26 protein-coding genes are annotated in these 23,454 nt (G+C 72.1%); 13 read left to right on the top strand and 13 right to left on the bottom strand.

Annotation, left to right across the window (positions count from 1 at the left end; translation table 11 throughout):
* The first annotated feature begins 104 nt into the window (after positions 1 to 104).
* The gene (locus tag ACFZB3_RS29475) at positions 105 to 521 is read left to right on the top strand and encodes an ester cyclase (RefSeq protein WP_391380451.1); all 417 of its coding nucleotides are present in this window, start codon (positions 105 to 107) and stop codon (positions 519 to 521) included.
* A gap of 57 nt (positions 522 to 578) precedes the next feature.
* On the opposite strand, the gene ACFZB3_RS29470 is transcribed toward ACFZB3_RS29475, so the two are convergent.
* Positions 579 to 1,373 (bottom strand): pectate lyase, encoded by a 795-nt coding sequence (locus tag ACFZB3_RS29470; RefSeq protein ID WP_391380449.1) that lies wholly within the window; start codon positions 1,371 to 1,373, stop codon positions 579 to 581.
* Positions 1,374 to 1,751: 378 nt separating this feature from the next.
* Here ACFZB3_RS29470 and ACFZB3_RS29465 point away from each other — a divergent pair, with 378 nt between their 5' ends.
* Entirely contained in the window at positions 1,752 to 3,074 is a 1,323-nt protein-coding gene (locus ACFZB3_RS29465) for a GDSL-type esterase/lipase family protein (protein WP_391380447.1), read from the top strand.
* A gap of 3 nt (positions 3,075 to 3,077) precedes the next feature.
* Here the strand turns inward: ACFZB3_RS29465 and ACFZB3_RS29460 are convergent, their stop codons facing one another.
* The 8 genes from ACFZB3_RS29460 to ACFZB3_RS29425 form a co-directional block, all read right to left on the bottom strand.
* Positions 3,078 to 4,430 carry a solute carrier family 23 protein gene (locus ACFZB3_RS29460; RefSeq protein WP_391380445.1) on the bottom strand — a complete coding sequence of 451 codons (1,353 nt, stop codon included), beginning with the start codon at positions 4,428 to 4,430 and terminating at the stop codon, positions 3,078 to 3,080.
* Between the two features lie 126 nt (positions 4,431 to 4,556).
* On the bottom strand, positions 4,557 to 5,900 hold the full coding sequence (locus ACFZB3_RS29455) for an FAD-dependent oxidoreductase (RefSeq protein WP_391380442.1): 1,344 nt from the start codon (positions 5,898 to 5,900) through the stop codon (positions 4,557 to 4,559).
* Positions 5,901 to 6,081: 181 nt separating this feature from the next.
* Positions 6,082 to 6,459: a VOC family protein gene (locus ACFZB3_RS29450; RefSeq protein WP_391380440.1), complete on the bottom strand. Its 378-nt coding sequence runs from the start codon at positions 6,457 to 6,459 to the stop codon at positions 6,082 to 6,084.
* Positions 6,460 to 6,555: 96 nt separating this feature from the next.
* A complete protein-coding gene (locus tag ACFZB3_RS29445) occupies positions 6,556 to 7,227 on the bottom strand; it encodes a TetR family transcriptional regulator (RefSeq protein WP_391380438.1) in 672 nt (223 codons plus the stop codon).
* A gap of 136 nt (positions 7,228 to 7,363) precedes the next feature.
* Positions 7,364 to 8,086, bottom strand: a complete 723-nt coding sequence (locus ACFZB3_RS29440; RefSeq protein ID WP_391380435.1) for an HAD-IA family hydrolase — start codon at positions 8,084 to 8,086, stop codon at positions 7,364 to 7,366.
* 35 nt (positions 8,087 to 8,121) lie between these two features.
* Entirely contained in the window at positions 8,122 to 8,793 is a 672-nt protein-coding gene (locus ACFZB3_RS29435; RefSeq protein ID WP_391380433.1) for a phosphatase PAP2 family protein, read from the bottom strand.
* Between the two features lie 56 nt (positions 8,794 to 8,849).
* Positions 8,850 to 9,785 (bottom strand): M48 family metalloprotease, encoded by a 936-nt coding sequence (locus ACFZB3_RS29430; protein ID WP_391380431.1) that lies wholly within the window; start codon positions 9,783 to 9,785, stop codon positions 8,850 to 8,852.
* 93 nt (positions 9,786 to 9,878) lie between these two features.
* Positions 9,879 to 10,442, bottom strand: coding sequence for a DUF5134 domain-containing protein (locus ACFZB3_RS29425; RefSeq protein WP_391380429.1), 564 nt, complete (start codon positions 10,440 to 10,442; stop codon positions 9,879 to 9,881).
* A 165-nt stretch (positions 10,443 to 10,607) separates the two neighbouring features.
* Here ACFZB3_RS29425 and ACFZB3_RS29420 point away from each other — a divergent pair, with 165 nt between their 5' ends.
* Positions 10,608 to 12,296, top strand: a complete 1,689-nt coding sequence (locus ACFZB3_RS29420; protein WP_391380427.1) for an FUSC family protein — start codon at positions 10,608 to 10,610, stop codon at positions 12,294 to 12,296.
* Positions 12,293 to 12,877: a MarR family transcriptional regulator gene (locus tag ACFZB3_RS29415; protein ID WP_391380425.1), complete on the top strand. Its 585-nt coding sequence runs from the start codon at positions 12,293 to 12,295 to the stop codon at positions 12,875 to 12,877. Before ACFZB3_RS29420 ends, ACFZB3_RS29415 begins: the two co-directional genes overlap by 4 nt.
* 101 nt (positions 12,878 to 12,978) lie before the next feature.
* Here ACFZB3_RS29415 and ACFZB3_RS29410 read toward each other — a convergent pair whose 3' ends face one another.
* Positions 12,979 to 13,371: a VOC family protein gene (locus tag ACFZB3_RS29410; protein WP_391380423.1), complete on the bottom strand. Its 393-nt coding sequence runs from the start codon at positions 13,369 to 13,371 to the stop codon at positions 12,979 to 12,981.
* A gap of 125 nt (positions 13,372 to 13,496) precedes the next feature.
* Between ACFZB3_RS29410 and ACFZB3_RS29405 the strand changes: the two genes are divergently transcribed.
* Entirely contained in the window at positions 13,497 to 14,036 is a 540-nt protein-coding gene (locus ACFZB3_RS29405; RefSeq protein WP_391380420.1) for a GNAT family N-acetyltransferase, read from the top strand.
* A gap of 15 nt (positions 14,037 to 14,051) precedes the next feature.
* On the opposite strand, the gene ACFZB3_RS29400 is transcribed toward ACFZB3_RS29405, so the two are convergent.
* Positions 14,052 to 14,735: a glycerophosphodiester phosphodiesterase family protein gene (locus tag ACFZB3_RS29400; RefSeq protein ID WP_391380417.1), complete on the bottom strand. Its 684-nt coding sequence runs from the start codon at positions 14,733 to 14,735 to the stop codon at positions 14,052 to 14,054.
* 413 nt (positions 14,736 to 15,148) lie between these two features.
* Between ACFZB3_RS29400 and ACFZB3_RS29395 the strand changes: the two genes are divergently transcribed.
* From ACFZB3_RS29395 to ACFZB3_RS29375, 5 genes are all read left to right on the top strand, one after another.
* Positions 15,149 to 16,546, top strand: coding sequence for a DUF6421 family protein (locus ACFZB3_RS29395; protein ID WP_391380415.1), 1,398 nt, complete (start codon positions 15,149 to 15,151; stop codon positions 16,544 to 16,546).
* A gap of 59 nt (positions 16,547 to 16,605) precedes the next feature.
* The gene (locus ACFZB3_RS29390; protein WP_391380413.1) at positions 16,606 to 17,355 is read left to right on the top strand and encodes an SDR family NAD(P)-dependent oxidoreductase; all 750 of its coding nucleotides are present in this window, start codon (positions 16,606 to 16,608) and stop codon (positions 17,353 to 17,355) included.
* Positions 17,352 to 18,422 (top strand): beta-eliminating lyase-related protein, encoded by a 1,071-nt coding sequence (locus tag ACFZB3_RS29385; RefSeq protein ID WP_391380409.1) that lies wholly within the window; start codon positions 17,352 to 17,354, stop codon positions 18,420 to 18,422. The genes ACFZB3_RS29390 and ACFZB3_RS29385 overlap by 4 nt, the downstream gene beginning before the upstream one ends.
* Positions 18,423 to 18,500: 78 nt before the next feature.
* Positions 18,501 to 19,094 (top strand): transglutaminase domain-containing protein, encoded by a 594-nt coding sequence (locus ACFZB3_RS29380; RefSeq protein WP_391380407.1) that lies wholly within the window; start codon positions 18,501 to 18,503, stop codon positions 19,092 to 19,094.
* 10 nt (positions 19,095 to 19,104) lie between these two features.
* A complete protein-coding gene (locus ACFZB3_RS29375; protein WP_391380405.1) occupies positions 19,105 to 19,806 on the top strand; it encodes a phenylalanine--tRNA ligase beta subunit-related protein in 702 nt (233 codons plus the stop codon).
* A gap of 3 nt (positions 19,807 to 19,809) precedes the next feature.
* Here the strand turns inward: ACFZB3_RS29375 and ACFZB3_RS29370 are convergent, their stop codons facing one another.
* A complete protein-coding gene (locus ACFZB3_RS29370) occupies positions 19,810 to 20,538 on the bottom strand; it encodes a 1-acyl-sn-glycerol-3-phosphate acyltransferase (protein ID WP_391380403.1) in 729 nt (242 codons plus the stop codon).
* 188 nt (positions 20,539 to 20,726) lie between these two features.
* Positions 20,727 to 21,143, bottom strand: a complete 417-nt coding sequence (locus ACFZB3_RS29365; RefSeq protein ID WP_391380401.1) for a DUF4395 family protein — start codon at positions 21,141 to 21,143, stop codon at positions 20,727 to 20,729.
* Positions 21,144 to 21,248: 105 nt separating this feature from the next.
* Here ACFZB3_RS29365 and ACFZB3_RS29360 point away from each other — a divergent pair, with 105 nt between their 5' ends.
* From ACFZB3_RS29360 to ACFZB3_RS29350, 3 genes are all read left to right on the top strand, one after another.
* Positions 21,249 to 21,662, top strand: coding sequence for a thioredoxin domain-containing protein (locus tag ACFZB3_RS29360; protein ID WP_391380399.1), 414 nt, complete (start codon positions 21,249 to 21,251; stop codon positions 21,660 to 21,662).
* A gap of 208 nt (positions 21,663 to 21,870) precedes the next feature.
* The gene (locus tag ACFZB3_RS29355; RefSeq protein WP_391380397.1) at positions 21,871 to 22,380 is read left to right on the top strand and encodes a flavin reductase; all 510 of its coding nucleotides are present in this window, start codon (positions 21,871 to 21,873) and stop codon (positions 22,378 to 22,380) included.
* 241 nt (positions 22,381 to 22,621) lie between these two features.
* The gene (locus tag ACFZB3_RS29350; protein WP_391380395.1) at positions 22,622 to 23,410 is read left to right on the top strand and encodes an electron transfer flavoprotein subunit beta/FixA family protein; all 789 of its coding nucleotides are present in this window, start codon (positions 22,622 to 22,624) and stop codon (positions 23,408 to 23,410) included.
* Positions 23,411 to 23,454: the final 44 nt, after the last annotated feature.

The following is a 23,454-nucleotide window of genomic DNA, read 5'->3' as shown; positions in this document are numbered from 1 at the left end:
CACGGACGTGCCGGTGCTGGGGGAGCGGTGTACGGTCGATCTACCGTGTGCATGCGCTTCGCAGCCGACCTCAGGCCAGTGGCCCAGATGCTCCGGGAGTGCCCATGGCTCAGCAGACGAACATCGCCGCGCAGACCGCTTTCGGAGAGGCCGTCGTCGCCGGCGACCTCGATGCCCTCGACGGGATCGTCGCGGCCGACTCGACCGACCACGATCCCGCCCCGGGGCAGACGCAGGGGCCCGAAGGGTACAAGACCATGTTCGGCGAACTGCGGACGGCCTTTCCCGACTTGACTCTCCAGGTGGAGCACCTGGTGGCCACCGACGACGAGTTGGCCTTCGCCTACATCATCTCCGGGACGAACCTGGGGCCGCTGATGGGGCATCCGGCGACCGGCAGGAAGGCCAGTTACCGGGGCATGCAGATCAGCCGGTTCGACGGCGACGGCAGACTCGTCGAACGCTGGGGCAGCAGCGACGAACTCGGCATGCTGCGGCAGCTCGGCCTCGTCGAGGTGTGAGACGGGCGCGGGCCGGCGGGGTCGCCGCCGGGCAGGAGGCGGCCCCGCCGCTCCGGCTCACTTGTAGGTGATGTCGGAGCTCGCGTACCTGCAGTACGTCCCGTCCGGCCCGCTCCCGTTCGTCGTCGGTTCCGCGCCCGTGTTGTTGCCGATGTACTTCTGGCAGGGCACGACCTTCCTGCTGCTGTCCCCGACGATCGTGATGTTCTTCAGCGTCGCGCTGTCCCCGTAGTTGGTGTTGATCCCGACCAGCGCGCTGCCCTTGTACGTCGCCTCGATGGTGTTGAGGTTGATCGTGCGTTTGTACTGCGTGGAGCAGTTGCCGCAGGAGCGGACCAGTTTGCCGAAGTTCTGCACCGCGAAGCCGGACACGTTCAGCGTCCCGGCGCCGTTGAACTGGAACACCTTGTCGCCGGCTTCCTTCGCCCCGCCGCCGGAGACGGTGTAGACGTTGGACGAGGAGGAGCCGCGGAAGGTCGCGGCGTCCTCGCCGACGTCCTCCCACCACACGTTCTGCAGGGTGCAGCTGCCCTCGCAGTGGATGCCGTCCGCGGCGGGCGCGCCGATGATGACGTTCTTCAGGACGGTGCCGGCCGCCAGATCGAGGATCGGGTCCTGGTCCTCGCTCTGCCCGCCGGTGCCCAGGTCACCGCTGCCGTACAGGCGCTTCATCCCGTAGTCCTTCGTGCCGGACAGCTTGATCGTCGCGGTGACGGCCTGGCTGCCGGTCGCTGTGGGCCAGGTGGCCGCGCTCGCCGACGGTCCGTCGGTCATGAGCATGCCAAACGAGAGCCCCAGGACCGCCAGGCCGCCCATCAGCGCGCGTGCACTGCTCCGTGCTCGTGAAGTCATGTCCCGTATGCCTTCTCTCGGGTGGGGGGTTCTGTCGACGTTCCGTCTGGATGGTCAGCAGAGTGAAGCGTGTTCATCCTCTGGAACATCGGGGACTGGCACCTGCGCGAATGGAAGCCCTTCGAGGCTCATCGGTCAGGTTCCTGAACGGAACGTAGGATGCAAGCGCTTTCTAGTCAACGCCTCGCGCGCCATCCGTTCCAGTCGTTCGCGGCGTCCCGCAAAGTGACGTGGGAGCGCTTCCATGGATGGCCGTGTCCATGCCACCATGCCGGGAGTTCCCCGCACGCCGCCGCACCGGGCCGCGCTCGGAAGGGTTCCCCGCACGGCCAGTTGACGACAGATCAGCCACCGCCCCCGCGCGCCAGGAAGGCCCCCGTGAAGCCACAGCCCGGCAGAACGCCGCTCGGCACGCTCCTCGGCACCTGTGTCCTCGCCCTCGCCCTGGTGGTGACCGCCACGGCCGTCACCGCGCTCGTGCGCAGTCCGCACCCGGTCGCGCCGGCCACCCGCCAGGGCGGTCACTGGGTGAACACCTGGACCGGGATGCCCCAGCTCACCGAGACCGGCAACCTGCCGCCCGCACCCTTCACGGGGGAGCACTCGGTGCTGGCCGACACCACTCTGCGCCAGACTGTCCGCGTGACCGTCGGTTCCCACCGGCTCCGGCTGCGCTTCTCCAACGCCTACGGCGACACCGCGCTCCCGCTCACCTCGGTGACCGTGGCGCTGCCGGCGGGGGGACGGGCCGGGGTCGGCGCGATCGTTCCGGGCAGCCTGCACCGGGTGACGTTCTCCGGGCGCGCCGCGACCGTCGTACCCGTCGGGGCCCAGGTCGTCTCCGATCCCGTGGACTTCGAGCTGGCCCCGGGGTCCAACCTCACGGTCACCGCGTACACCGCGCAGGGCCAGCCCGATCTGGCGCTCACCTCGCACCCGGGCTCGCGCACCACGTCGTACCTCGTCGCCGGTGACCACACCGGGGACCCGGAGCTGACGGGCGCGACCGCGGTCGACCACTGGTACCTGCTGAGCGACGTCGAGGTCCTGGCGCCCGCCGCGACCCGGGCCGTGGCCGTCCTCGGCGACTCCCTCACCGACGGCCGGGGCTCCACGACCAACGGCAACGACCGCTGGCCGGACCAGTTCTTCGACCGTCTCCAGTCCCGCGCCGGTACGTCCGGCATCGCCGTGCTCAACCAGGCGGCCGGCGGCAACCGTGTCCTCGCCGACGGCCTCGGCCCCAACGTCCTGGCCCGCCTCGACCGCGACGTCCTGTCCCGCAGCGGGGTCTCCTGGCTGATCGTCTTCGAGGGCGTCAACGACATCGGCACCGCCGCCGCCACCCCGCAGGCCCAGCAGGCCGTCGCCGACGACCTGGTCGCCGCCTACCGGCAGATCGTCGTCCGCGCCCACGCCCAGGGCATCCGCGTCTACGGCGCCACCCTGCTGCCCTTCGGCGGCAACGCCTACGACGACGGCGCGGGGGTACGCGAGGCGGCCCGGCAGCGCGTCAACGACTGGATCCGCGGGCCCGGGCACTTCGACGCGGTGATCGACTTCGACCGGGCGGTACGGGACCCGGCCGATCCGGGCCGCCTGCGGGCCGACCTCCAGGTGGGGGACTGGCTGCACCTCAACCCGACCGGGTACGGGGCGCTGGCGGCCGCGGTGCCCGCGGGACTGTTCGGCGGGCGGTGAGCGCTAGGCGGACTCGGCTCCGGTGGGGACCGCCCCCGGGGCCGCATCCGCCCGCGACGGCAGGTGGTTGAAGAGCAGGTTCAGGACGATCGCCGTCAGGCAGCCCGCGCTGATGCCGCTGTTCATCACCGTCTGGAACCAGTCGGGGAACTTCTCGTAGACCGTCGGCACACCCACCGGCAGCATGCCGACCGCCACCGAGACGGCCACCACCGTCAGGTTGTTGTTGCCGTGGAAGTCGACGGAGGCGAGGGTCCGCAGGCCGCTCGCCGCGACCGTCCCGAACATCACCAGGCCCGCGCCGCCCAGCACCGGAGCCGGGACCGCCGCGACCACCGCGCCCAGCTTGGGCAGCAGACCGAGCAGCACCAGGATGCCGCCGGCCGCCGCGACCACCCAGCGGCTGCGCACCCGGGTCATGCCGACCAGGCCCACGTTCTGCGCGAACGCCGTGTACGGGAAGGTGTTGAAGACACCGCCGAGGACGGTCGAGAGGCCGTCCGCGCGCAGGCCGTCGGCGAGGGAACGCGGCTCGACGGGGCGGCCGGTCAGCTCGCCGACCGCGAGCAGGTCACCGGTGGTCTCGGTCATCGTGACCAGGGCCACCACCAGCATGGAGACGATCGCCGAGGCCCGGAACGTCGGCGTCCCGAAGTGGAACGGCGTGCTGATGCCGAGCCAGTCGGCGTCCCCGACCCCGCTGAAGTCCGTGAACCCGAAGGGCACCGCCACCGCCAGACCCACCGCGATGCCGATCAGGACCGCGATCCGGGCGAGGTAGGCGGGCGCGAACCGCTGCACGCCGAGCACCACCGCGAGCACGAAGGCCGCCAGCGCCAGGTTCTTCGGCTCCCCGAAGTCCTTCGCACCGGCGCCGCCCGCCGCCCAGTTGCCGGCCACCGGCAGCAGCGAGACGCCGATGACCAGGATCACCGTGCCGGTGACCAGGGGCGGGAAGAAGCGCAGCAGCCTGCCGAAGACGGGTGCGAGGAGCATGATCGCGAGGCCCGCCACGATCACCGAGCCGTAGATCGCGGGGAGCCCGCCGCCCGTCGTGCCGATGAGGACCATCGGCGAGACCGCCGCGAACGTGCAGCCCTGCATGATCGGCAGCCGGACGCCGAAGCGCCAGAAGCCGACGCACTGGATGAGCGTGGCGATGCCGCACACCAGCAGGTCGGCGGTGATCAGGTACGCCAGGTCGGCGGGCGACAGCTTCATCGCGCCGCCCACGATCAGCGGGACGGCGACCGCGCCCGCGTACATCGCGAGCACGTGCTGGAGGCCGAACGCGGTCAACTGCCGTACGGGTGGGACCTCGTCGACGGGATGGACGGAGGCGCTGGTGGTGGCCATGGGGACTCCAGAGCGGGGACGACATCCGGACAGCACGAGACCGTAAGCGGTTTGAACAGTTTGTTGATTTCCGGTCTGTTGCCGATACGTGTCATGCCCACCTGGACGCGGGCGGATTCGGCTCCGCTACGCCCCGGTCCGCGCCGCCGACAGCAGGGAGTCCCAGTCGGCCAGCTTGACCACGCTCCGGCCGAGCCGGGCGCCGAGCGCCGCCTCGGCCCGCTCGATCGCCTGCCATCCCGTCCACGGGACGGGCTCGACGCCCGCCGAGCGCAGCGCGGCGACCGGATCCTCCGGCACCTCCTTGCGCAGCAGCGCGGGCGCGTCCTCCAGCAGGGAGGCCACCGTCTCCTTGGCGTCGGGCCGGTTGGTGCCGATGACGCCGGTCGGGCCGCGCTTGATCCAGCCGGCCACGTAGTCGCCGGGCACACCGAAGCAGCTGTCCAGGACCCGGCCCGCCTCGTGCGGCACGGTGCCGCTCTCCTCGTCGAACGGGAGCCCGTCCAGCGGCACTCCGCGGTAGCCGACCGACCGCAGCACCAGCTGCGCCTCGACCGTCTCGTACCGCCCGGTGCCGCGCACCCCGCCCCTGCCGTCCGGCTCGGTGCGTTCGAAGACGACCGCGCCCACCCGGCCGCCGTCGTCGAGCAGTTCGACCGGGCGCAGGAAGAAGCGCAGCCGGATGACGCGGTCCGCGCCCCGGCCGCCGGCCTCGCCCCAGCCGCGCAGCACCTCCACGTTGCGGCGCTGGGCGGCAGGCAGCGCGGACGGGTCGGCGCAGGCCGGGTCGAGCGCCAACTCGGCTTCCTCCACCCGGACTTCGGTCTCCGGCAACCCGGCCAGCTCGCGCAGCTCCTTCGTGGTGAACCGGGCCTGCGAGGGGCCCCGCCGGCCCACCACGTGGACCTCTCCTATCCGGCTCGCCGCCAGCGCCGTCAGGGCCGCCTGCGGCATGTCGGTGGGGCTCAGCTCCGCCACGCCGCGGGCCAGCATCCGGGCCACGTCCACTGCGACGTTGCCGACCCCGATGACCACCGCCGACCGGGCGTCCCGCACGAACCCGGCGTCGATCGCGTCCGGATGCGCGCTGTACCAGGACACGAACTCGGTGGCCGACCAGCTGCCCGGCAGCTCCTCGCCGGGAATGCCGAGCCGCCGGTCGGTCGCCGCGCCCACGCAGTACACGACCGCGTGGTACAGCTCCCGCAGCCGCTCCACGGGCAGCCCGCCCGTGCCCCCGACCCGGACCCCGCCGAGGAACCGCACCCGCTCGTGCTCCAGCACGGTGCGCAGGTTCCCCTGGAGGGACTTGATCTTCTCGTGGTCAGGGGCGACGCCGTACCGCACCAGTCCGTACGGGCACGGCAACCGGTCCAGGACGTCCACACGCACCGTGGGGTCGAGCTGGACGAGGTTCTGGGCGGTGTAGCACCCGCTCGGCCCGGAGCCGACGACGGCGACACGCAACACAGGGGGACTCCTTGCCCGAGGGGCTGGTGTCTCCAGCATCCCACCGGCCCGGTCGTCCAGACAGGGGCCGCTGGGGTGACGTGGACGCGCGTCCGGGTGCCGTGAGTGTGATCATGTGATTACGCTGCGCGTCTGCCGGAAACCGCAAGCCGGAAGCCGGGAGTCCGGCCCGCCTTCGGGGTCAGCGGTTCGCCCGTTCCGCCGCGCTGCGTTCCACGCAGAACTCGTTGCCCTCCGGGTCGTACAGCGTCACCCACCCGGTTCCGTCGGGCCGCCGGTGGTCCCCCTGGAGCGTGGCGCCGAGCGAGAGCAGGCGCTCGACCTCCTCGTCCCGGGTGCGGTCCTGGGGCTGCAGATCCAGATGCACGCGGTTCTTCACCGCCTTGCGGTCCTCGACCCTGACGAACAGCAGGGTGGCGGCAGCGGTCGTGACCACGGCCTCCGGATCTCCGGGAAAGTCGTCGTCGGCCAGCGAGCCGTCCAGGGCCTCGGCCCAGAAGCCCGCAAGGGCGAACGGGTCGGCGGCGTCGACGGTGACATGGCGTATCAGGGAAGTCATGCCCGAAGCCGATCATGAATGCCTGTCACCGTCCAGAGGCGGCCGGCCCGGACGTTCCGACATGGGCTTCGACTCGGGCTCGGGCTCGTACTTGGGCTAGGGCTCGGACCCGGGCTCGGTCCGGTCCTCGGTGGCGAAGAACCGGGAGAGGTCCCGCCGTTCGCTCGCGGGCGTCGACTCGGGCGGCAGGCCCAGCTCCCAGCCGAGCCCGTAGCGCTCGAACAGCTCCGCGCGCAGCGCCGGGATCGGCATCGGCACACCCGGCACCAGCGCCGCGTACACCGCGCCCATCAGCATGGCGCGCAGCATGGGGTAGTCGGCCTCGACGTGGTGCGAGCCGTACCGGGCGACGGTGTCGCCCAGCAGCTCCGCCAGCCGCCGCTGCTCGGGGCACTGCACGAAGCCCTCGGCCTGCAGCAGGCCCGCCATGTGCTGGCGCATCAGCACCGGCCGGTCCTGGGCGAGACCCAGGATCGAGTCGATGGCCCGGGCCAGTCGCTCCCGCCCGTCCTCGGTGTGCGGCTCGTGCTCCAGCGCCTCCTCCAGCGTGCGGTGCATCAGCCGGTGCACGGCGGACTGGACCAGCTGGCGCTTGCCGGGGAAGTAGTACGACACCAGTCCGCGCGCCGACCCCGCCCGGTCCGCGATGGCGCCCAGGGTGGTCGCTTCGAAGCCGTGCTCGTCGACCAGCTCGACCGCGGCCTGGAGCAGCCGCTCGCGCGAACGCCTGCGCAATTCTTCATTGACCGAGGGGCTGCGCGGGGACATCCTGGAACTCCTGCGTTGACTGGCTGCCAGCCAACTATAATCGACGCAGCGGGCACCGCCCTGCGCGGGGCCTGTTCAGGGCTGCCGTCCGTCCGGGGCGACACGGGGGAGCGTCTCGGGCGGACGGCGCGACGGATCAGGCCTGGGTGGGCGTGGCCGGTCGGCGGGCCGCGCCCACCAGGTCCAGGACGGGCAGCAGCGCGTCCGGCCGTTCGGCCACGGGCAGGTGGTCCACGAAGTGCACCCGGCAGCCGAGCGCCGCCGCGCCGCCGTCGGCGGGCCTGCTGTCCCCGACCATCACCGTCTCGCCCGGCTCGGCCCCGAGGGCCTGGAGGGCCACCGTGAAGAGCCGCGGATCCGGCTTCTGGACGCCGTGCTCGTACGACAGGACGTACGTGTCCACGTAGGCGTCGAGCCCGTGCTCGCGGAAGACCGGGCGCAGGTCCCAGCCGATGTTGCTGACCACGCCGACGCCGATGCCGTGCTCGCGCAGCGTGCGCAGGACCAGGGCCGCGTCCGGGTACGGCGACCAGGCCTCCGGGTCCATGTGCCGTTCGTAGAGGGCGTCGTGCAGGCCGGGGTCCGGCAGCGGCACCCGCCGGGACAGGCCGGTGTACGCGGCCCGGTGCAGCTCCGCGCTCTCGTCCCGCACCGCCCACACCCCGGACAGCTCCTCGGGCACCGCGACCGGGAAGGCCCCGCCGGGCTGCGCTCCGGCCACTTCGAGCGCGGCTGCCGCCTCCGCCAACCGGCCTTCGGAAAGCAGTACTCGGGACCTGGCGAGCACCGCCCGCAGCCAGGATTCGGTGGACTCGATGCGGAAGAGGGTTCCGGAGAAGTCGAAGAGCACAGCAGTCATGCGCCGGACTCTACCGACGGCCGCCGTGGCGCGGGCTACGGGTGAGGGGGTTCCCGGCCGTCGCGCTCCCACTCGTACGCCAGCACCGCCAGCGCCACCACCAGGGCCCCGAGCAGCCAGCCGCCCAGCACGTCCGAGGGCCAGTGGACACCGAGCCACACCCGGGTCAGGCCGACGCCCAGGACCGAGATACCGCCCGCGACCAGGGCGGTGCGCCGTATCGCGGGACCGGCGCCGCAGCGGTGCAGCAGCCACAGCAGCAGGCCGCAGACCACCGTCGCCGTCATGGCGTGCCCGGACGGGAAGGCCGCGTAGCGGGCGGAGTCGACCGGGTCGGGCCACACCGGTCGCGGGCGGCCGACGGCGGCCTTGAGGGACTGCTGGGCGACCGTCCCGAGCGCGCAGGTCAGGGTCAGCCAGAGCGCGGTCCGCCACGCCGAGTGCCGCCACACCAGCCACACCGCGACCGCGGCGCACAGCAGGCGCATGGTCAGCGGGTCCCAGACCCAGTCCGCCAGGACGCGCAGCACCTGTGTGGTGCCGTGGTCCGCCACGGCCCAGCGGTGGGTGGCGTCGGCGATGCCCTCGTCCACCGCGACCAGGGGAGGCCACTCGCCGGCGACGAGGGCCAGCAGCAGCGCCGAGGACAGGGCGAGAACGGCGGTCGTGAGAAGGGGGGCAGGGCGGTCGCCGGGCGGGGGAAACATGACGTGATCTTTGCCGAATCATTGCCCGCAGGGCAATTCCCCTGACGGGTACGGCTTTACGCGAGGGCGCGCAGGCTCGGTACGAGCGCCACCAGCACCGGGATCACCGGGACCAGGGCGGCCGTCGCGGTCAGCCGCAGCCGGTGCCACGCGGGGAGCCGGTCCGGGGCCGCGAGCAACCGGTCGACGCGCTGCGGGACATGGGCGTGCGGGGTCGGCCCCGGGCCGAACACCCCCCGGTCCTCGTTGAGTTCGACCAGGGCGAGCGCGGTGGTGAGACGGCCGTGGCGCCGGGAGGCCACGTCGTCGGCGGCCAGTTCGACCAGCCGGTGCATCTCGTCGCGGAACGCGGCGAACACCGGGATCTGCGGGAACCCGCCCGCCAGTGCGGCCGAGCAGTGCAGCAGCCAGTCGTGCCGGGCCCGGGCGTGGCCCTGCTCGTGGGCGAGGACCGCGTCCAGCTGACGCCCCTTCAGGCGACGCAACGCGGCTGTCGTCACGACGAGTTGGGGCGCCGCTCCGGGGAGCCACCAGGCATCCGGGCGCTCGCCCTCCAGCACGACGAGCCTGCCGTCGGCCGGTTCCTCGCCGGGCAACAGCGGCGACCGGACCAGCAGTTCGGCGTGCTGCCGGTTGCGCCTGGCCCTGGCCCGCGCGATCTCCCGTACCAGCATCGCCCCGCTCCACAGCCCGGCGCAGGCGAGGGCCACCGCGGTCACCGCCGCCCACGGGCCGGCCGTACCGAGCGCGTAGGCGTCCACCACCCCGCTCGGGGCGGTCGCGAACACGTGCCCGCGCACCGCCTGCCAGGCCGCCGCCGCGCTCAGCGTCATCGACAGCGCGCAGCACAGCAGAACGGCCGCCACCACGCACTGCCACACCCACAGCGAGACCACCGGCTCCCGGTCCGTCCAGTCGGCCCGGGCGAGCAGCCGGGGGCCGACGACGGCGGTCAGGGCGCCGAGCAGCAGCAGTGCCGCGGGGACCATCATGGCCAGCACCCTATGAGCGGAGGACCGTTCACGGGTACAGGCCATTACGCCAAAGTGACGCAGGCAACGTCGGCGCCGCGCGCCGTCACGTCCTCACAGCGCGAGCAGCATCGCCACCATGCCGATCCCCATCGACAACCGGCACGCCCGCGCCAGCTCGGGCCGGTCGCCCCACCTGACCGCGCCCGGCCCTGCGGCCACCGTGACCGGCCCGGCGGCCACCGCGCCCGGCACGAGCCGCGCGCCCGACAGCAGCACGTAGCCCGTGAAGTAGACCAGCAACGGCCCGGTCACCAAAGGGACTCCGGCACCGCCGTGATGGTGGGCGCCGGGGGCCGCCGCCATCGCCACCGCCATGTAGACCATCGCCGCCGCCCCCACCAGATGGTGCAGATGGTGCGCGCTGCCGCGGGCGCTCCACAGGGCGTGCAGCGCGGCCGCGCCGAACACCGCCGCGTACAGCGGCCACGCCCACCCCGGCGGGGTGAACACCGTCGCGGGCACGGCCATGACGGCCATGCCGAACCCCATCAGCGCCTCGCCGCCCGCGGCGCGCCGCTGTTCCCGGACGCTGCTGCGCATCCGCAGCAGGCAGTAGGCCCCGGTCGCCGCGCACAGCGCCACCAGCAGCCAGCCGGGCGAAGCCGGTCCGTGCACGGCGCACCTCCCCGCTCGACGTCGCGTCGATGGATGCGATGCCCCGGCCGTACGGCGCGCACGCGAGCGCAAGGGTGTACACGGGGAGCATTCGCCGGAGCACAGCCTGTGACCAGGACCGTTCGAGAATGTTTTACGAGTAAAACACATGCTAAATTGATGGGTATGAGCACCGCGACCCCTGCGACCACCCGCCGTCTGCCCCTAGCCGGTGTGCTGCGCCTCGGCCGGCCCTCCGACATCTGGTTCAAGCCCGCCTTCAGCGTGGTCGCCGCGGTCGCCCCGCCCAACCTGGCCCTGCTGGCCCTCGGCCGCCTCGACCTGGCGATGTACACGATGGCCGGATCCCTGTGCGCCCTCTACGGCCACAACCGCCCCTACCCCGCCCGCGCCCGCACCCTGGCCCGGGTGGTCCTCGGCATGGCCGGCGGCCTCGCCGTCGCCCTGATCGCCGCCTCGCTCACCACGGACGCCGTCGTCCTCGTCACCGTCGGCGCGCTCATGGCCGCGGTGCAGAAGGTCCTCTGCGACGCCACCCGCGTCGGCCCGCCCGGGAACGTGGTCCTCACCTTCATCAGCTCCGCCTCCCTGTTCGCCCCGCAGACCCTCGGCCAGGTGCCCGGCCACGTCGGCCTCGCCCTCGCGGCCGGCGCCTGGGCCTGGCTGGTCGGCATGGCCCCCGGGCTGCTGCGCCCGCACGGCCCCGAACGCCGGGCCACCGCCCACGCCCTGAACGCCACCGCTGCCTACGCCGACACCCGCCGCACGGGCCCAGGCACCGGCACCGGCACAGGCACCGGCACCGGCCACGACCGGGCCCGCGCCGCCGCGGCCGCCGCCGTGCAGGCCGCCTGGCAGTCCCTGCTCGCCACCGGCGCCCGCACCGACCGCACCCGCCGCGCCCTCGAACACCTCGTCGTCCGCGCCGAGGTCGCCCTCGCCGCCCCGGCGGACGCCGACCCGGCGCTGCTGCGCGGCTGGGCCCGCGCGCTGCGCGGCACCGGACGCGTCCCGCGCGTCGCGGGCGCCGACGACGACCTCCTCGGCATCGACGCCGAACTCTCCCTCCCGCAGCGCCCGTTGTGGCACCGGCTGGGCCCGCTCGCCCCCCTCGCCGCCCGCACCGCGCTCGGCTGCGCCCTGGCCGGCTACGCCTCCCTCGCCCTCGGGGTCGGCCGCCCCTACTGGGCGCTGGTCACCGCCGCCTCCCTCTACCAGGCCAACGTCACCCTCACCTGGAGCCGGGGCGTACAGCGCGTCGTCGGCAACCTCCTCGGCGTCCTTGTCTTCGCCGCCGTCGTACCGCTCGCCCACCTCCACCCGGCCGCGCTGGTGCTGTGCTGCCTCGCCTTCAACTTCGGCGCCGAGGCGCTGATCGGCCGCAACTACTGGCTCGGCAGCGTCTGCGTCACCCCGATGGCGCTGCTCGTCACCGAGTTCGCCCGCACCCAGGACGCGGGGCAGCTGATCACCGAGCGGGTCGTGGACACCCTGGTCGGCGCGCTCGTCGGTTTCGGCACCGCCGTGGTCGTCACCAACCGCCGGGCCGGCGACCGCATCGAACACGCACTCGGCGCCGTCGAGCGGGCCCGTGAACAGGCCGCCCGCCTGCTCGCCGGACCGCAGCCGGCGCCGCGCGCCCTGGAGGCCGCCCGCCGCACCCTGTCCGCCGCCCTGGCCGACCTGCGCGCCACGGCGGACGCCGCGTCCGGCGAGTGGTGGCAGCGCGCGCTGCCCCAGGAGCGGGTCGTGCTCGCCGAGCAGTCCGGACACCGTACGCTCGCCGCGACGGTACGACGCCAGGGAACGCACTCCTGGGACGGCGCGAGGACAACGGAGGACGTACGGCCATGACGGCGACCAACGGACGACCGGCGGCCGGGAGCGACGCGGGCAGCGGCCCCGGAGAGGGTGCGGGCCGGGGCGTCGGCAGGGACGACACGGTCGCGGCCGTCGTCCGGCAGTGGCGGAGTGTCCATCCCGCGCTGGACACGGGTCCCATGGAGGTCATCGGCCGCATCAACCGCTGTGCCGCCCTCCTCCAGCAGGCCGAGGACGCCCCGCTGCGCCGGGCCGGTCTCAGCCGCCCCGAGTTCGACCTGCTCGGCGCGCTCCGCCGCACCGGCCACGAGCTGACCCCGAGCGAGCTCGCCAAGGAGACCTTCTCCTCCGGCGCCGCCGTCACCAAACGCCTCAAGCAGCTGACCGAACGCGGCCTGGTCGAGCGGCGCGGCGACGCCCGTGACCGCAGGGTCGCCCACCTCCGCCTCACCGACACGGGCCGCGACCTCGTCGACGGCATCCTGCCCGAGCAGCTCGCCTACGAGACGGCCGTGCTGTCCGTCCTCGCCCCCGAGGGACAGGGCGAACTCGCCGGGCTCCTTGCGGAGTTGCTGGGCCGCCTGGAGGGCAGGACGGGCGCCCTGCGGGCCTGACCGCCGACCCGGGGCCCGGAGGCCGGGGGAGGAACAGCGCGACCGGCCACCACGGCGCCGCAGGCGACCGACGGCCTGGCACGGAGCTTCGAGCCGGGCGGTCAGATCCCCGGCCGGTAGCGCAGCGGATGGTCGGCCGGCACCTCCACCAGCACGATCCTGATCCCGTCCGGATCGGCGGTCCACATCTCGACCAGGCCCCACGGCTCCTTCACGGGCGGGCGCACGATCGCGACGCCCTTCGCCACCAGCTCCTCGTGCGCCGCCGCCACGTCCGCGACCTGCAGCCACAGCTGCACGGCCGGTGCGGGCGGGGTGTCCGAGCGTCCGGATACCTCCAGGAACCCGCCGCCGAGGAAGTAGACCGTGCCGCGCTCCGGGCCCTCACCGAACTCGCGGTAGACGGCCAGGCCGAGCTGCTCGCCGTAGAAGGCGCGGGACCGCTCGGGATCGGTGGGGTGGATCAGCGTGCGGCCGCTCAGTACATGCACCATGCCACCGGAGCGTAGTGGCAGGGTGGCGGGGGAGCCGGAAGGGGCGGCGGCCGGTCAGCGGTGCCGCGGGGCGGGGATAGGCTCGTGGGCGGCCGAGTCGCGCCCGAGAATCGGAGAACCCACCCATGGAGAACGCCGCCGCCGGACTGATCTTCCGCGACGCCACCGACGCCGACGTGGACGTCCTGGTCGCGTTGGTCGAGTCGGCCTACCGGGGCGACGACAGCCGGGTCGGCTGGACCACCGAGGCGGACATCCTGGAGGGGCAGCGCACCGACCCGGAGGGCGTCCTCGAAGTGATCAAGGCGCCGGACGGCAAGCTGCTCGTCGTCGAGCGGGACGGCGGGGTCGTCGCCTGCTGTCAGCTCGAACACCGCGGTGACCACGCCTACTTCGGCATGTTCGCGGTGAGCCCCGCCCTCCAGGGCGCCGGCCTCGGCAAGGTCGTCATCGCCGAGGCGGAGCGCCGGGCACGTGAGGACTGGGGCGTGACCGACATGCACATGACGGTGATCTCGGTGCGCGACGACCTGATCGCCTGGTACGAGCGGCGCGGCTACCGCCGTACGGGAAAGATGACGCCGTTCCCGTACGGCGAGGAGCGCTTCGGCATTCCCCAGCGTGACGACCTGCAGTTCGAGCTGCTGGTCAAGCCGTTGGCGTGAGGCGCGGGCCGGCGTTCAGGCCGTGAAGCGGGCGGTGCGTTTGATCTCCGGGTAGTCGGTCGTCGCGCCGTCCAGCTGCAGCGCGCGCACCAGCCGCAGATCGTCCTGGGTGTTCACCACCCAGCCGAGCACCCGGAGGTCCGCCTTGCGGGCGTGCTCGACGACCTCCAGGGTCAGCCGCCGGATGTTCAGGCACAGGGTCGCGGCCCCCGCCTCCTGGGCCCGCTCCACCACGTCGGTGCCGTAGCGGCTGGCGATCAGCGCGGTGCGCACCCCCGGCACCAGCCGGGCGATCTCGGCGACCGCCTCGTCGTGGAACGAGGAGACCTCCACCCGGGAGACCAGGTCCCGCCGCTGCATGACCTCGGCCAGCGCCCGGGCCGCCGCGATGTCCTTGATCTCGGCCTGCAGCGGGGTCCGCACCGAGTCCAGGACCTCCTCGAACACCGGCACCCGCTCGCCCCGGCCCGCGTCCAGCGCGCGCAGCTCCTCCAGGGTCTTCTCGGCGATCGGGCCGGTGCCGTCGGTCGTGCGGTCCACCTCCGCGTCGTGCATGACGACCAGGGCGCCGTCCTTGCTGAGGTGGAGATCGAGTTCGATCAGGTCGAGGCCGGCCTGCTGGGCGGCGACGAAGGAACGGAGGGTGTTCTCGGGCTCGACGCCCATGACTCCGCGGTGACCGATGGTAAGGAAGTTCAAGATTCAACTCGCTTCCGTCGACGGCGGCGATGGGTGCAGGCGCGCGAACCGTACGACGGACGTCGCTGTCCACGCGGCTGGGCGCAGCCTAATGGCCGCCCGTCGGGATGAACCCGTACGTACACGGGGGGATTGGCGTGCCGGGTGCGCGGCGCCTGGCCCGTGCCCCGGTCGGCGGTCACCCGGTGGTGGGCGCGTCCCCTCGCGCATTGACCGGCCGGATCCGTGCGGTCCTCCGGAGCTGACGCCTCGTCACCGGTCGTAGTGAATGTGAGCGCCTTCACGGTTTCACACAGGAAAAAGCGCGGTGAAGTCGGGATGCCGCAGGATAATTTCCTGAGCACCCCCTTGCTGGGAGAAAGCCCGTATGCATACGGTGTCCTTACGGAAGCTTCTCCCGTGGAGGATGGGTCATGACGGAAATTCTTGTGCAGGTGGGTTCGGAGGAGCAGGTTCCTCCCGTGACCAGGGTGGTCGAGCACCCGGCGTGGCCCGTGCTCAAGGATGCCGTGGAGCAGATCCGGCCATGGCAGTCGAAGGACGGCTCCATCGACTTCGAGGCCGAGGGCGCGCCCGCGCGGGCCGGCGCCGAGGCGGCCGTACGGCGTGTCGTCGAGGCCGTGGAGGAGCTGTCCCCGCTGCTCCCGCACGACGCCGACTACCACCACGCGCTGGTCACGGACCTGCGGCGCTGGGCCGTCGGCGGTTTCCAGGTGCCCGACTTCCTCGACTCGCTGCTGGCCTTCCAGCCCGCCGCGGGCCGCGCGGACGGCCTCCAGCACCTGGTCGTCTTCCCGATGTACACGCAGAACGGCAACCCGGACCGCAACCTGGAGGCGGTCGTGCTGCGCATGGTCTGGCCGGACTGGCTGGCCGAGCTGGAGCGCACCCGGTACGACAACCCGCTCTTCTGTGGCATCAAGTTCGAGGACTTCACGGCCGGCTACGACACCAACTCGGCCGTCCTCTTCCCCGAGACCATCGCCGTACGCGAGGCGCCGGAACGATTCTCCTGGGGCGGTATCTTCTGCGACCGCGAGGCCGCCCGCTTCCGCCGGGTCACCGACGCGGCCGTCGGCATCCTGGGCCTGAACCTGCCCGAGGACATCGCCGCCATGGTCCACGACCAGAAGCGCTGCGAGGAGGCCTTCGTGCTGTGGGACATGGTCCACGACCGCACCCACAGCCACGGCGACCTGCCGTTCGACCCGTTCATGATCAAGCAGCGCCAGCCGTTCTGGATGTACGGCCTGGAGGAGCTGCGCTGCGACCTCACCGCCTTCAAGGAGGCCGTGAAGCTGGCGGCCGACGGCGTCCCGCAGGCCCGTGACGTGCAGTACGCGGTCCTCTTCGACCGCATGTTCCGGTTCCCGGTCACCGGCGACCGGGTCCGCAACTACGACGGGCTCGGCGGCCAGCTGCTCTTCGCCTACCTGCACAAGCACGACGTGGTCCGCTGGACCGACAACAAGCTCGCCATCGACTGGGAGCGTGCCCCGCAGGTCACCAACCAGCTGTGCGCCGAGATCGAGAAGCTGTACAAGGACGGCATCGACCGCCCGAAGCTCGTCCACTGGTTCGCCGGGTACGAGCTGGTCGCCACCTACCTCGCCCCGCACCCCGGCTCCAAGTGGGCCAAGGGTCCCGACGCCCTGGACCTGACCCTGCCGCCGCGCAAGCTCGTGGACGACGTGCTTCCCGACGAGTTTCCGCTGAGCATGTTCTACGAGGCCCTGTCCAAGAAGCTCAAGAACGTGATCGCCGAGACCAAGGGCATCACCGCGGACAGCGCCGAGCCGGTCGCCGCGTGAGCGACCGGCTGCGGAACACTGTTCAAGAGCTGCGGAACACTGGTCAAGAGGGGAAGCACATGGCGGGCAACGGGTCTCTCAGTGGTGCGGTGATCGCGGTGGCCGGGGCGGGCGGACCCGCCGGGCACGCGACCCTGGTCAGGCTGGCCGAGGCGGGCGCGACCGTCGTCGGCGCCGACAACAGTCCCGAGCGCCTCGCGGAGGCCGTGGACGCGGCCCGCTACGCGGGCGGCGGCGCCGTGGTCACCGGTGAGACGGTCGACCTGCTCGACCTGGACTCGACCCGGGCCTGGGCCGGCCGCATCGAGAAGGACCACGGCCGCATCGACGGCCTGGTCCACCTGGTCGGCGGCTGGCGCGGCAGCGCCGCCTTCACCGAGACCGACCTCGCCGACTGGGACCTGCTGGAGAAGCTGCTGATCCGCACCGTCCAGCACACCTCCCTGGCCTTCTACGACGCCCTGGAGCGCAGCGAGCGCGGCCGGTACGTGCTGATCAGCGCCGCCGGCGCGTCGAAGCCCACCGCCGGCAACGCCGCCTACTCCGCCGCCAAGGCGGCCGCCGAGGCCTGGACGCTCGCCATGGCCGACGGCTTCCGCAAGGCCGGGGGCGAGGCGGGCCCCACCTCCGCCGCTGCGATCCTGGTGGTGAAGGCGTTGGTGCACGACGCGATGCGCGCCGAGCGGCCCAACGCGAAGTTCGCGGGCTTCACGGACGTCAAGGACCTCGCCGAGGCCGTCGAGGGCGTCTGGAGCAAGACCGCCGCCGAAGTGAACGGAAACCGTCTGTGGCTGACCGAGAAGCCGTGAACCCTCCCAGGACCGACGCGCGTCGCCACCACGACCCGCAGGTCCGCGGTTTCGCCAGTGACAACTACGCCGGAGCCCACCCCGAGGTGCTGGCCGCCCTGGCCCTCGCCAACGGCGGCCATCAGGTGGCCTACGGCGAGGACGAGTACACCGAGAACCTCCAGCGGATCGTCCGCAGCCACTTCGGGGCCACCGCGGAGGCCTTCCCGGTCTTCAACGGCACCGGCGCGAACGTCGTCGCGCTCCAGGCGGTCACCGACCGCTGGGGCGCGGTGATCTGCGCCGAGAGCGCGCACATCAACGTCGACGAGGGCGGCGCCCCCGAGCGCATGGGCGGCCTCAAGCTGCTCACCGTGCCCACCCCGGACGGCAAACTCACCCCGGATCTCATCGACCGGCAGGCGTACGGCTGGGACGACGAGCACCGCGCGATGCCGCAGGCGGTCTCCATCACCCAGAGCACCGAGCTGGGCACCCTCTACACGCCGGACGAGATCCGCGCGATCTGCGAGCACGCCCACGCGCACGGCATGAAGGTGCATCTGGACGGCTCCCGGATAGCCAACGCGGCGGCCTCCCTGGACGTCCCGATGCGCACGTTCACCAACGCCGTCGGCGTCGACATCCTCTCCCTGGGAGGCACCAAGAACGGCGCCGTGTTCGGCGAGGCGGTCGTGGTGATCAACCAGGACGCCGTCAGCCACATGAAGCACCTGCGCAAGCTGTCCATGCAGCTCGCCTCCAAGATGCGCTTCGTGTCGGTGCAGCTGGAGGCCCTGCTCGCCAGGGACCTGTGGCTGCGCAACGCCCGGCACGCCAACGAGATGGCCCAGCGGCTCGCCGAGGGCGTCCGGGCCGTGCACGGCGTGGAGATCCTGTACCCGGTGCAGGCCAACGGCGTCTTCGCGCGGCTCCCGCACGACGTGAGCCTGCGCCTGCAGAAGCGCTTCCGGTTCTACTTCTGGGACGAGGCGGCCGGGGACGTGCGCTGGATGTGCGCCTTCGACACGACCGAGGAGGACGTGGACGCGTTCGTGGCGGCGGTCAAGGAGGAGATGGCGCGCTAGCCCGGCTCGATGCATAGGTATGCGATCACCTGAAAAGTCATTGACGCTCGGGTGATCGCATTCCTATGCTCTGCGGACATGGAGCTGATCCAGAACACCGCCGACCTCTCCGCCTACCTGGCCGCTGACGAGGTCATCGACCATCACCATCCGCTGGTCCGGGAGACGGCCGCCCGACTGGCGGCGAGTGCCGACGACTCGTATGACTATGCACGCGCCGCGTACGAGTTCGTACGGGACGCCATCCCGCACTCCCAGGACTCCGGCGACCTGCGCGTGACCTGGCGGGCGTCGGACGTGCTGGCGCAGCGCACCGGCATCTGTTACGCCAAGGCCCACGCCCTGGCCGCACTGCTGCGGGCCGAGGACATCCCCGCGGCACTGTGCTACCAGCGGCTGGCGGCCGACGACGGCGCGGGCCATGTCGTGCACGGCCTGGTCGCCGTCCGCTTCAACGGTGCCTGGCACCGGCAGGACCCGCGCGGCAACAAACCGGGCGTCGACGCCCGGTTCTCCCTCGACGGCGAACAACTGGCCTGGGTCCCCGACCCTCGGTCCAGTGAGATGGACTATCCGGTCCTGTACGCTGAACCTCATCCGGTCGTGCTCGGCGCCCTCGAAGCGGCGCCGGACCGCCCGCACCTCTGGAAGACGCTCCCCACTGCACTCTGAGGCAAGCCAGATGACTCTCTCGCTCACCGTGTCCGACGAGGTGCGCGCCCTCGTACCCGGCTTCACGCACCTCGTCGTCGAGGCCCACGGCCTGGTCAACGGACCCAGTACGGAGGAGAGTTCGGCCCTCCTCGACGACGCGGCCCGCCGGCTGGCGGTACGTCTGGAGGGGCGCGCCCCGCACGAGGACCCGCACATGGTGGCCTGGCGGGCCGCCTACACGGCCTTCGGCTCCAAGCCCTCCCGCACCCGCAACTCGGCCGAGGCGCTGGCCAAGCGGGCCCTCGCGGACGGCGGCCTGCCCCGGATCAACGTGCTCGTGGACCTCTACAACGCCATCAGCGTCGCCCACCTGATCCCGGTCGGGGGCGAGGATCTCGACCTGATCCAGGGCGGTATGCGCCTCGTGCGGGCCACGGGCGAGGAGGACTTCACGACTGTGGCCGGGGGTGAGGAGACCGTCGAGCACCCCGACGCCGGCGAGATCGTGTGGTGCGACGACGCCGGAGTGACCTGCCGCCGCTGGAACTGGCGCCAGGGCCCCCGCACCCGCCTCACCGAACGGACCGTCTCGGCCCTCTTCCTGCTGGAGAGCCTCGCCCCGATGCCGGTGCCGGAAGTGGCGGCGGCGGGCGCCGAACTCGCCGAACTGCTGGAGAAGTTCAGTCCGGGCGCCCGCATCGAGGTGCGCGCGCCCGAGTCGGCGGGCTGAGGCTCAGACCGCCTCGGCGGCCTTCAGCTGATCCGCCGTGGGGGCCGTGCCGCCCAGGTGCGCCGGGAGCCACCAGCTGTCGGCCGCGTCCTTCGGCTGGGCCGGGTAGGCGCGCTGGGCGGCGTCCAGGAGATCCTGGACGCGCTCGCGCAGCCGGCGGGTGATGGCGCCCGCGTACTGGTCCCGGGGGGCGTCGACGGGCTCGCCGACCCGGATGGTGACGGGCAGGTGGTTCCGCTTGAAGTTGCGCGGCTGGCCCTTGGTCCAGATGCGCTGGGTGCCCCACAGTGCCATCGGGACGAGCGGGACGCCGGCCTCCTGCGCGAGGCGGGCGGCACCCGACTTGAAGCTCTTCAGCGTGAAGGACTGGGAGATCGTGGCCTCCGGGAAGACACCCACGATCTCACCGGACTTCAGCGAGTCCAGCGCGTGCTGGTAGGCGGCCTCGCCCTGCTTGCGGTCCACCGGGATGTGCTTCATGCCGCGCATCAGCGGGCCGGAGATCCGGTGCCGGAACACGGACTCCTTCGCCATGAACCGCACCAGGCGCTTCTGCGGAAGGGCCGCGAGGCCGTCGAAGACGAAGTCCAGGTAGCTGATGTGATTGCTCACCAGCACGGCGCCGCCCGAGCGCGGGATGTTCTCCGAACCCTGGCAGTCGATCTTGAGGTCCCAGACCTTGAACAACGTCTTGGCGAAACCGATGACGGGACGGTAGACCAGCTCTGCCATGGGCGGGGCGGACCCTTTCTGCTCTGCCTGGGAAAGGGGCTCCCGGCGGGAAGTTACGGAGCCGTAGGTTTACGGCGTCTCGCAGATGGTGCCCGAAGAACGGACGGGGAGCCAGCCCTGGTGCCCTGGCGCGGCGAGATCCTCGTCACGTTGGGCCCCTTGATCCACCTCGCGCTTTTAACGCACCTTTACTCCGGACGGGCCGCCAACCGCCGCATGAGCAGGAACATCTCGCAGCCCAGGCAGTACCCGAACGCCGCATTGAGGAAGGCCGCGGCGAGCGCGAACCCGGTCGCCACGAGGCCCAACCACGCCGGGCCCAGCCCGAATCCGACCAGACCGAGGCCGGCGAAGACCAGTCCGACCGCCTGTGCGAACCGCGGCGGCTCCGGCGGCTCGAACTCCGTCGGGGGAGCGAGGCGCGGCCGTACGAGCGTCCGGAACGCCCAGCCGTACGGCGACCTGGCCACGCCGCCGGCCGCGCCGAGCGCGAACACCAGTGTCTGCCAGGCGAGGAGCCAGGGGCTCCGGGTGATGAGCGCGGCGGCCAGTACGGCCGTCGTCACGGCCGCCGCGAACCGCGGCCCACGTGCGTCGATGTCCATGAACCAAGGATTCCGCCTCGCGGCCCGGCAGGGGAGCCGGGAATCTTTGCAGTCTCGTGAACGCTTTTCGCTGTGGTGAGCCGTCTCGTGGATGCTTGTCCGGTGATGACCGGACTCGTGGTGTGCGTGGCGGTGCTCGCGGCGGCGAGCGTCTACGGAGTGCTGCACAGGCGGCGGAGCGGGAGGGTACGGGTGCGCGGGCGGGACGACGGCAAGCGGCTCGGGGCGGCCGAACTCGGCGGCGAACTGGGCGAACGGGCCACACTGGTGCAGTTCTCCAGCGCCTTCTGCGCCCCCTGCCGGGCCACCCGGCGGGTGCTGGGCGAGGTCGCCGGGATGGTCCCCGGCGTCAGTCACCTGGAGATCGACGCCGAGGCCCGCCTGGACCTGGTGCGCGAGCTGGGGATCCTCAGGACCCCCACCGTGCTGGTGCTCGACGCGGACGGCCGGGTGGTGCGCCGGGCCACCGGACAGCCCCGCAAGGCGGACGTCATCGCGGCGCTCGGCGAGGCGGTCTGACGGCCATGCCGATGACGGTGAGGCACCTCCCATATCCCGGAACGTACTTGACTGGGCGTACCACCTATCGTCAGCCTGACCGTATGCCTCAGGAACTCCTTCTCTTCGGGCGGGTCCACGTGGACCTGGCCCGCACCGCGAGCGCGCGCTGTCCGGGCTGTTGAGCAGCTCCGGACCCGAAGACCGCCTCCCCCAGAAGGACAAGTCCATGACGGCCTCGCCCGACCTCGGCACTCCCCGGCTCGCCTCTCCCGACCTGCTCCGCTCCGCCTTCCGGCGGCACGCGGCCGGTGTGGCGGTGATCACCGCGCGTGGCGCCGACGGCCCGGTCGGCTTCACCGCCACCTCCCTCACCTCCGTCTCCGCCGAGCCCCCGATGGTCTCCTTCGGGGTCGGCACGGGCGCCTCCAGCTGGCCCGCGATATCCACCGCCGAGCACATCGGCGTCCACATCCTCGGGGAGCACCAGGCGGAGCTCGCGGCCACCTTCGCGCGCAGCGGCGCCGACCGGTTCGGGGCGCCCACCGGTTGGCGCGACGGCCACGAGGGCGTCCCGGTCCTCGACGACGTACTGGTGTGGCTGGTGTGCCGGATCGTGGCGCGGGTGCCGGCCGGCGACCACCGCATCGTGCTGGCCGAGGTGCTCGCCGGCGACCCCTCCCGCGCCGGCCGGCCGCTCCTGTACCACCAGGGCGCCTTCAACGGGCTGCGGGACTGATCACACAGGTCCCGTTCTGGGGATCACACGCCCCTCGTTCTGCGAACGCGTCGAGTTCCGGTTACGCTGCGTTGCGAAGGTCACAGTTCAAAGCGCTTGCTTAGCGGGCGTGAACTGGCTGTACTGGTGAGTAATATTTCGTTCGGAGCGCGCGGCCGCCCCGACCGGGATGAGCCGCTTGAGGCGCCTATGCTGCCTGCAAGAGGCAGCCCAGAAAAGACGATGCAGTAGGAGAGCCGGCGTGAGCCTGAGGATCGTTGTCACTGTGAAGTACGTGCCCGACGCCACTGGCGACCGGCACTTCGCCGATGACCTGACCGTCGACCGTGACGACGTGGACGGTCTGCTCTCCGAACTCGACGAGTACGCGGTCGAACAGGCGCTGCAGATCTCGGAGAACTCGGACGACGACGTCGAGGTCACCGTTCTGACGGTGGGTCCGGAGGACGCCAAGGACGCGCTGCGCAAGGCGCTGTCGATGGGCGCGGACAAGGCGATCCACGTCGAGGACGACGACCTGCACGGCACCGACGCCATCGGCACCTCGCTGGTGCTCGCCAAGGCGATCGAGAAGGCCGGCTTCGACCTGGTGGTCTCCGGCATGGCCTCCACCGACGGCACGGCCGGCATCGTCCCGGCCCTGCTCGCCGAGCGGCTGGGCGTCCCGCAGGTCACCCTGCTCTCCGAGGTCTCGGTCGAGGACGGCACGGTCAAGGGCCGTCGCGACGGCGACGCCGCGAGCGAGCGGCTGGAGGCCTCCCTGCCGGCCGTCGTGTCCGTCACCGACCAGTCGGGTGAGGCGCGTTACCCGTCCTTCAAGGGCATCATGGCCGCCAAGAAGAAGCCGGTTCAGTCCTGGGACCTGTCCGACCTCGACCTCGAGGCGGAGGAGGTCGGCCTGGAGGGCGCCTGGACCGCGGTCCAGGACGCCACCGCGCGTCCGGCCCGCACCGCGGGCACGATCGTCAAGGACGAGGGCGAGGGCGGCAAGCAGCTCGCCGAGTTCCTCGCGGGCCAGAAGTTCATCTGAGCCCCGCAGTCGCCGACCGCCCCTCAACTGATCCAAGCAGGAGA

Source organism: Streptomyces sp. NPDC008092 (genome assembly GCF_042957285.1).
Classification (GTDB): Bacteria; Actinomycetota; Actinomycetes; order Streptomycetales; family Streptomycetaceae; genus Streptomyces.
This window is presented reverse-complemented; position numbering and strand designations above follow the sequence as displayed.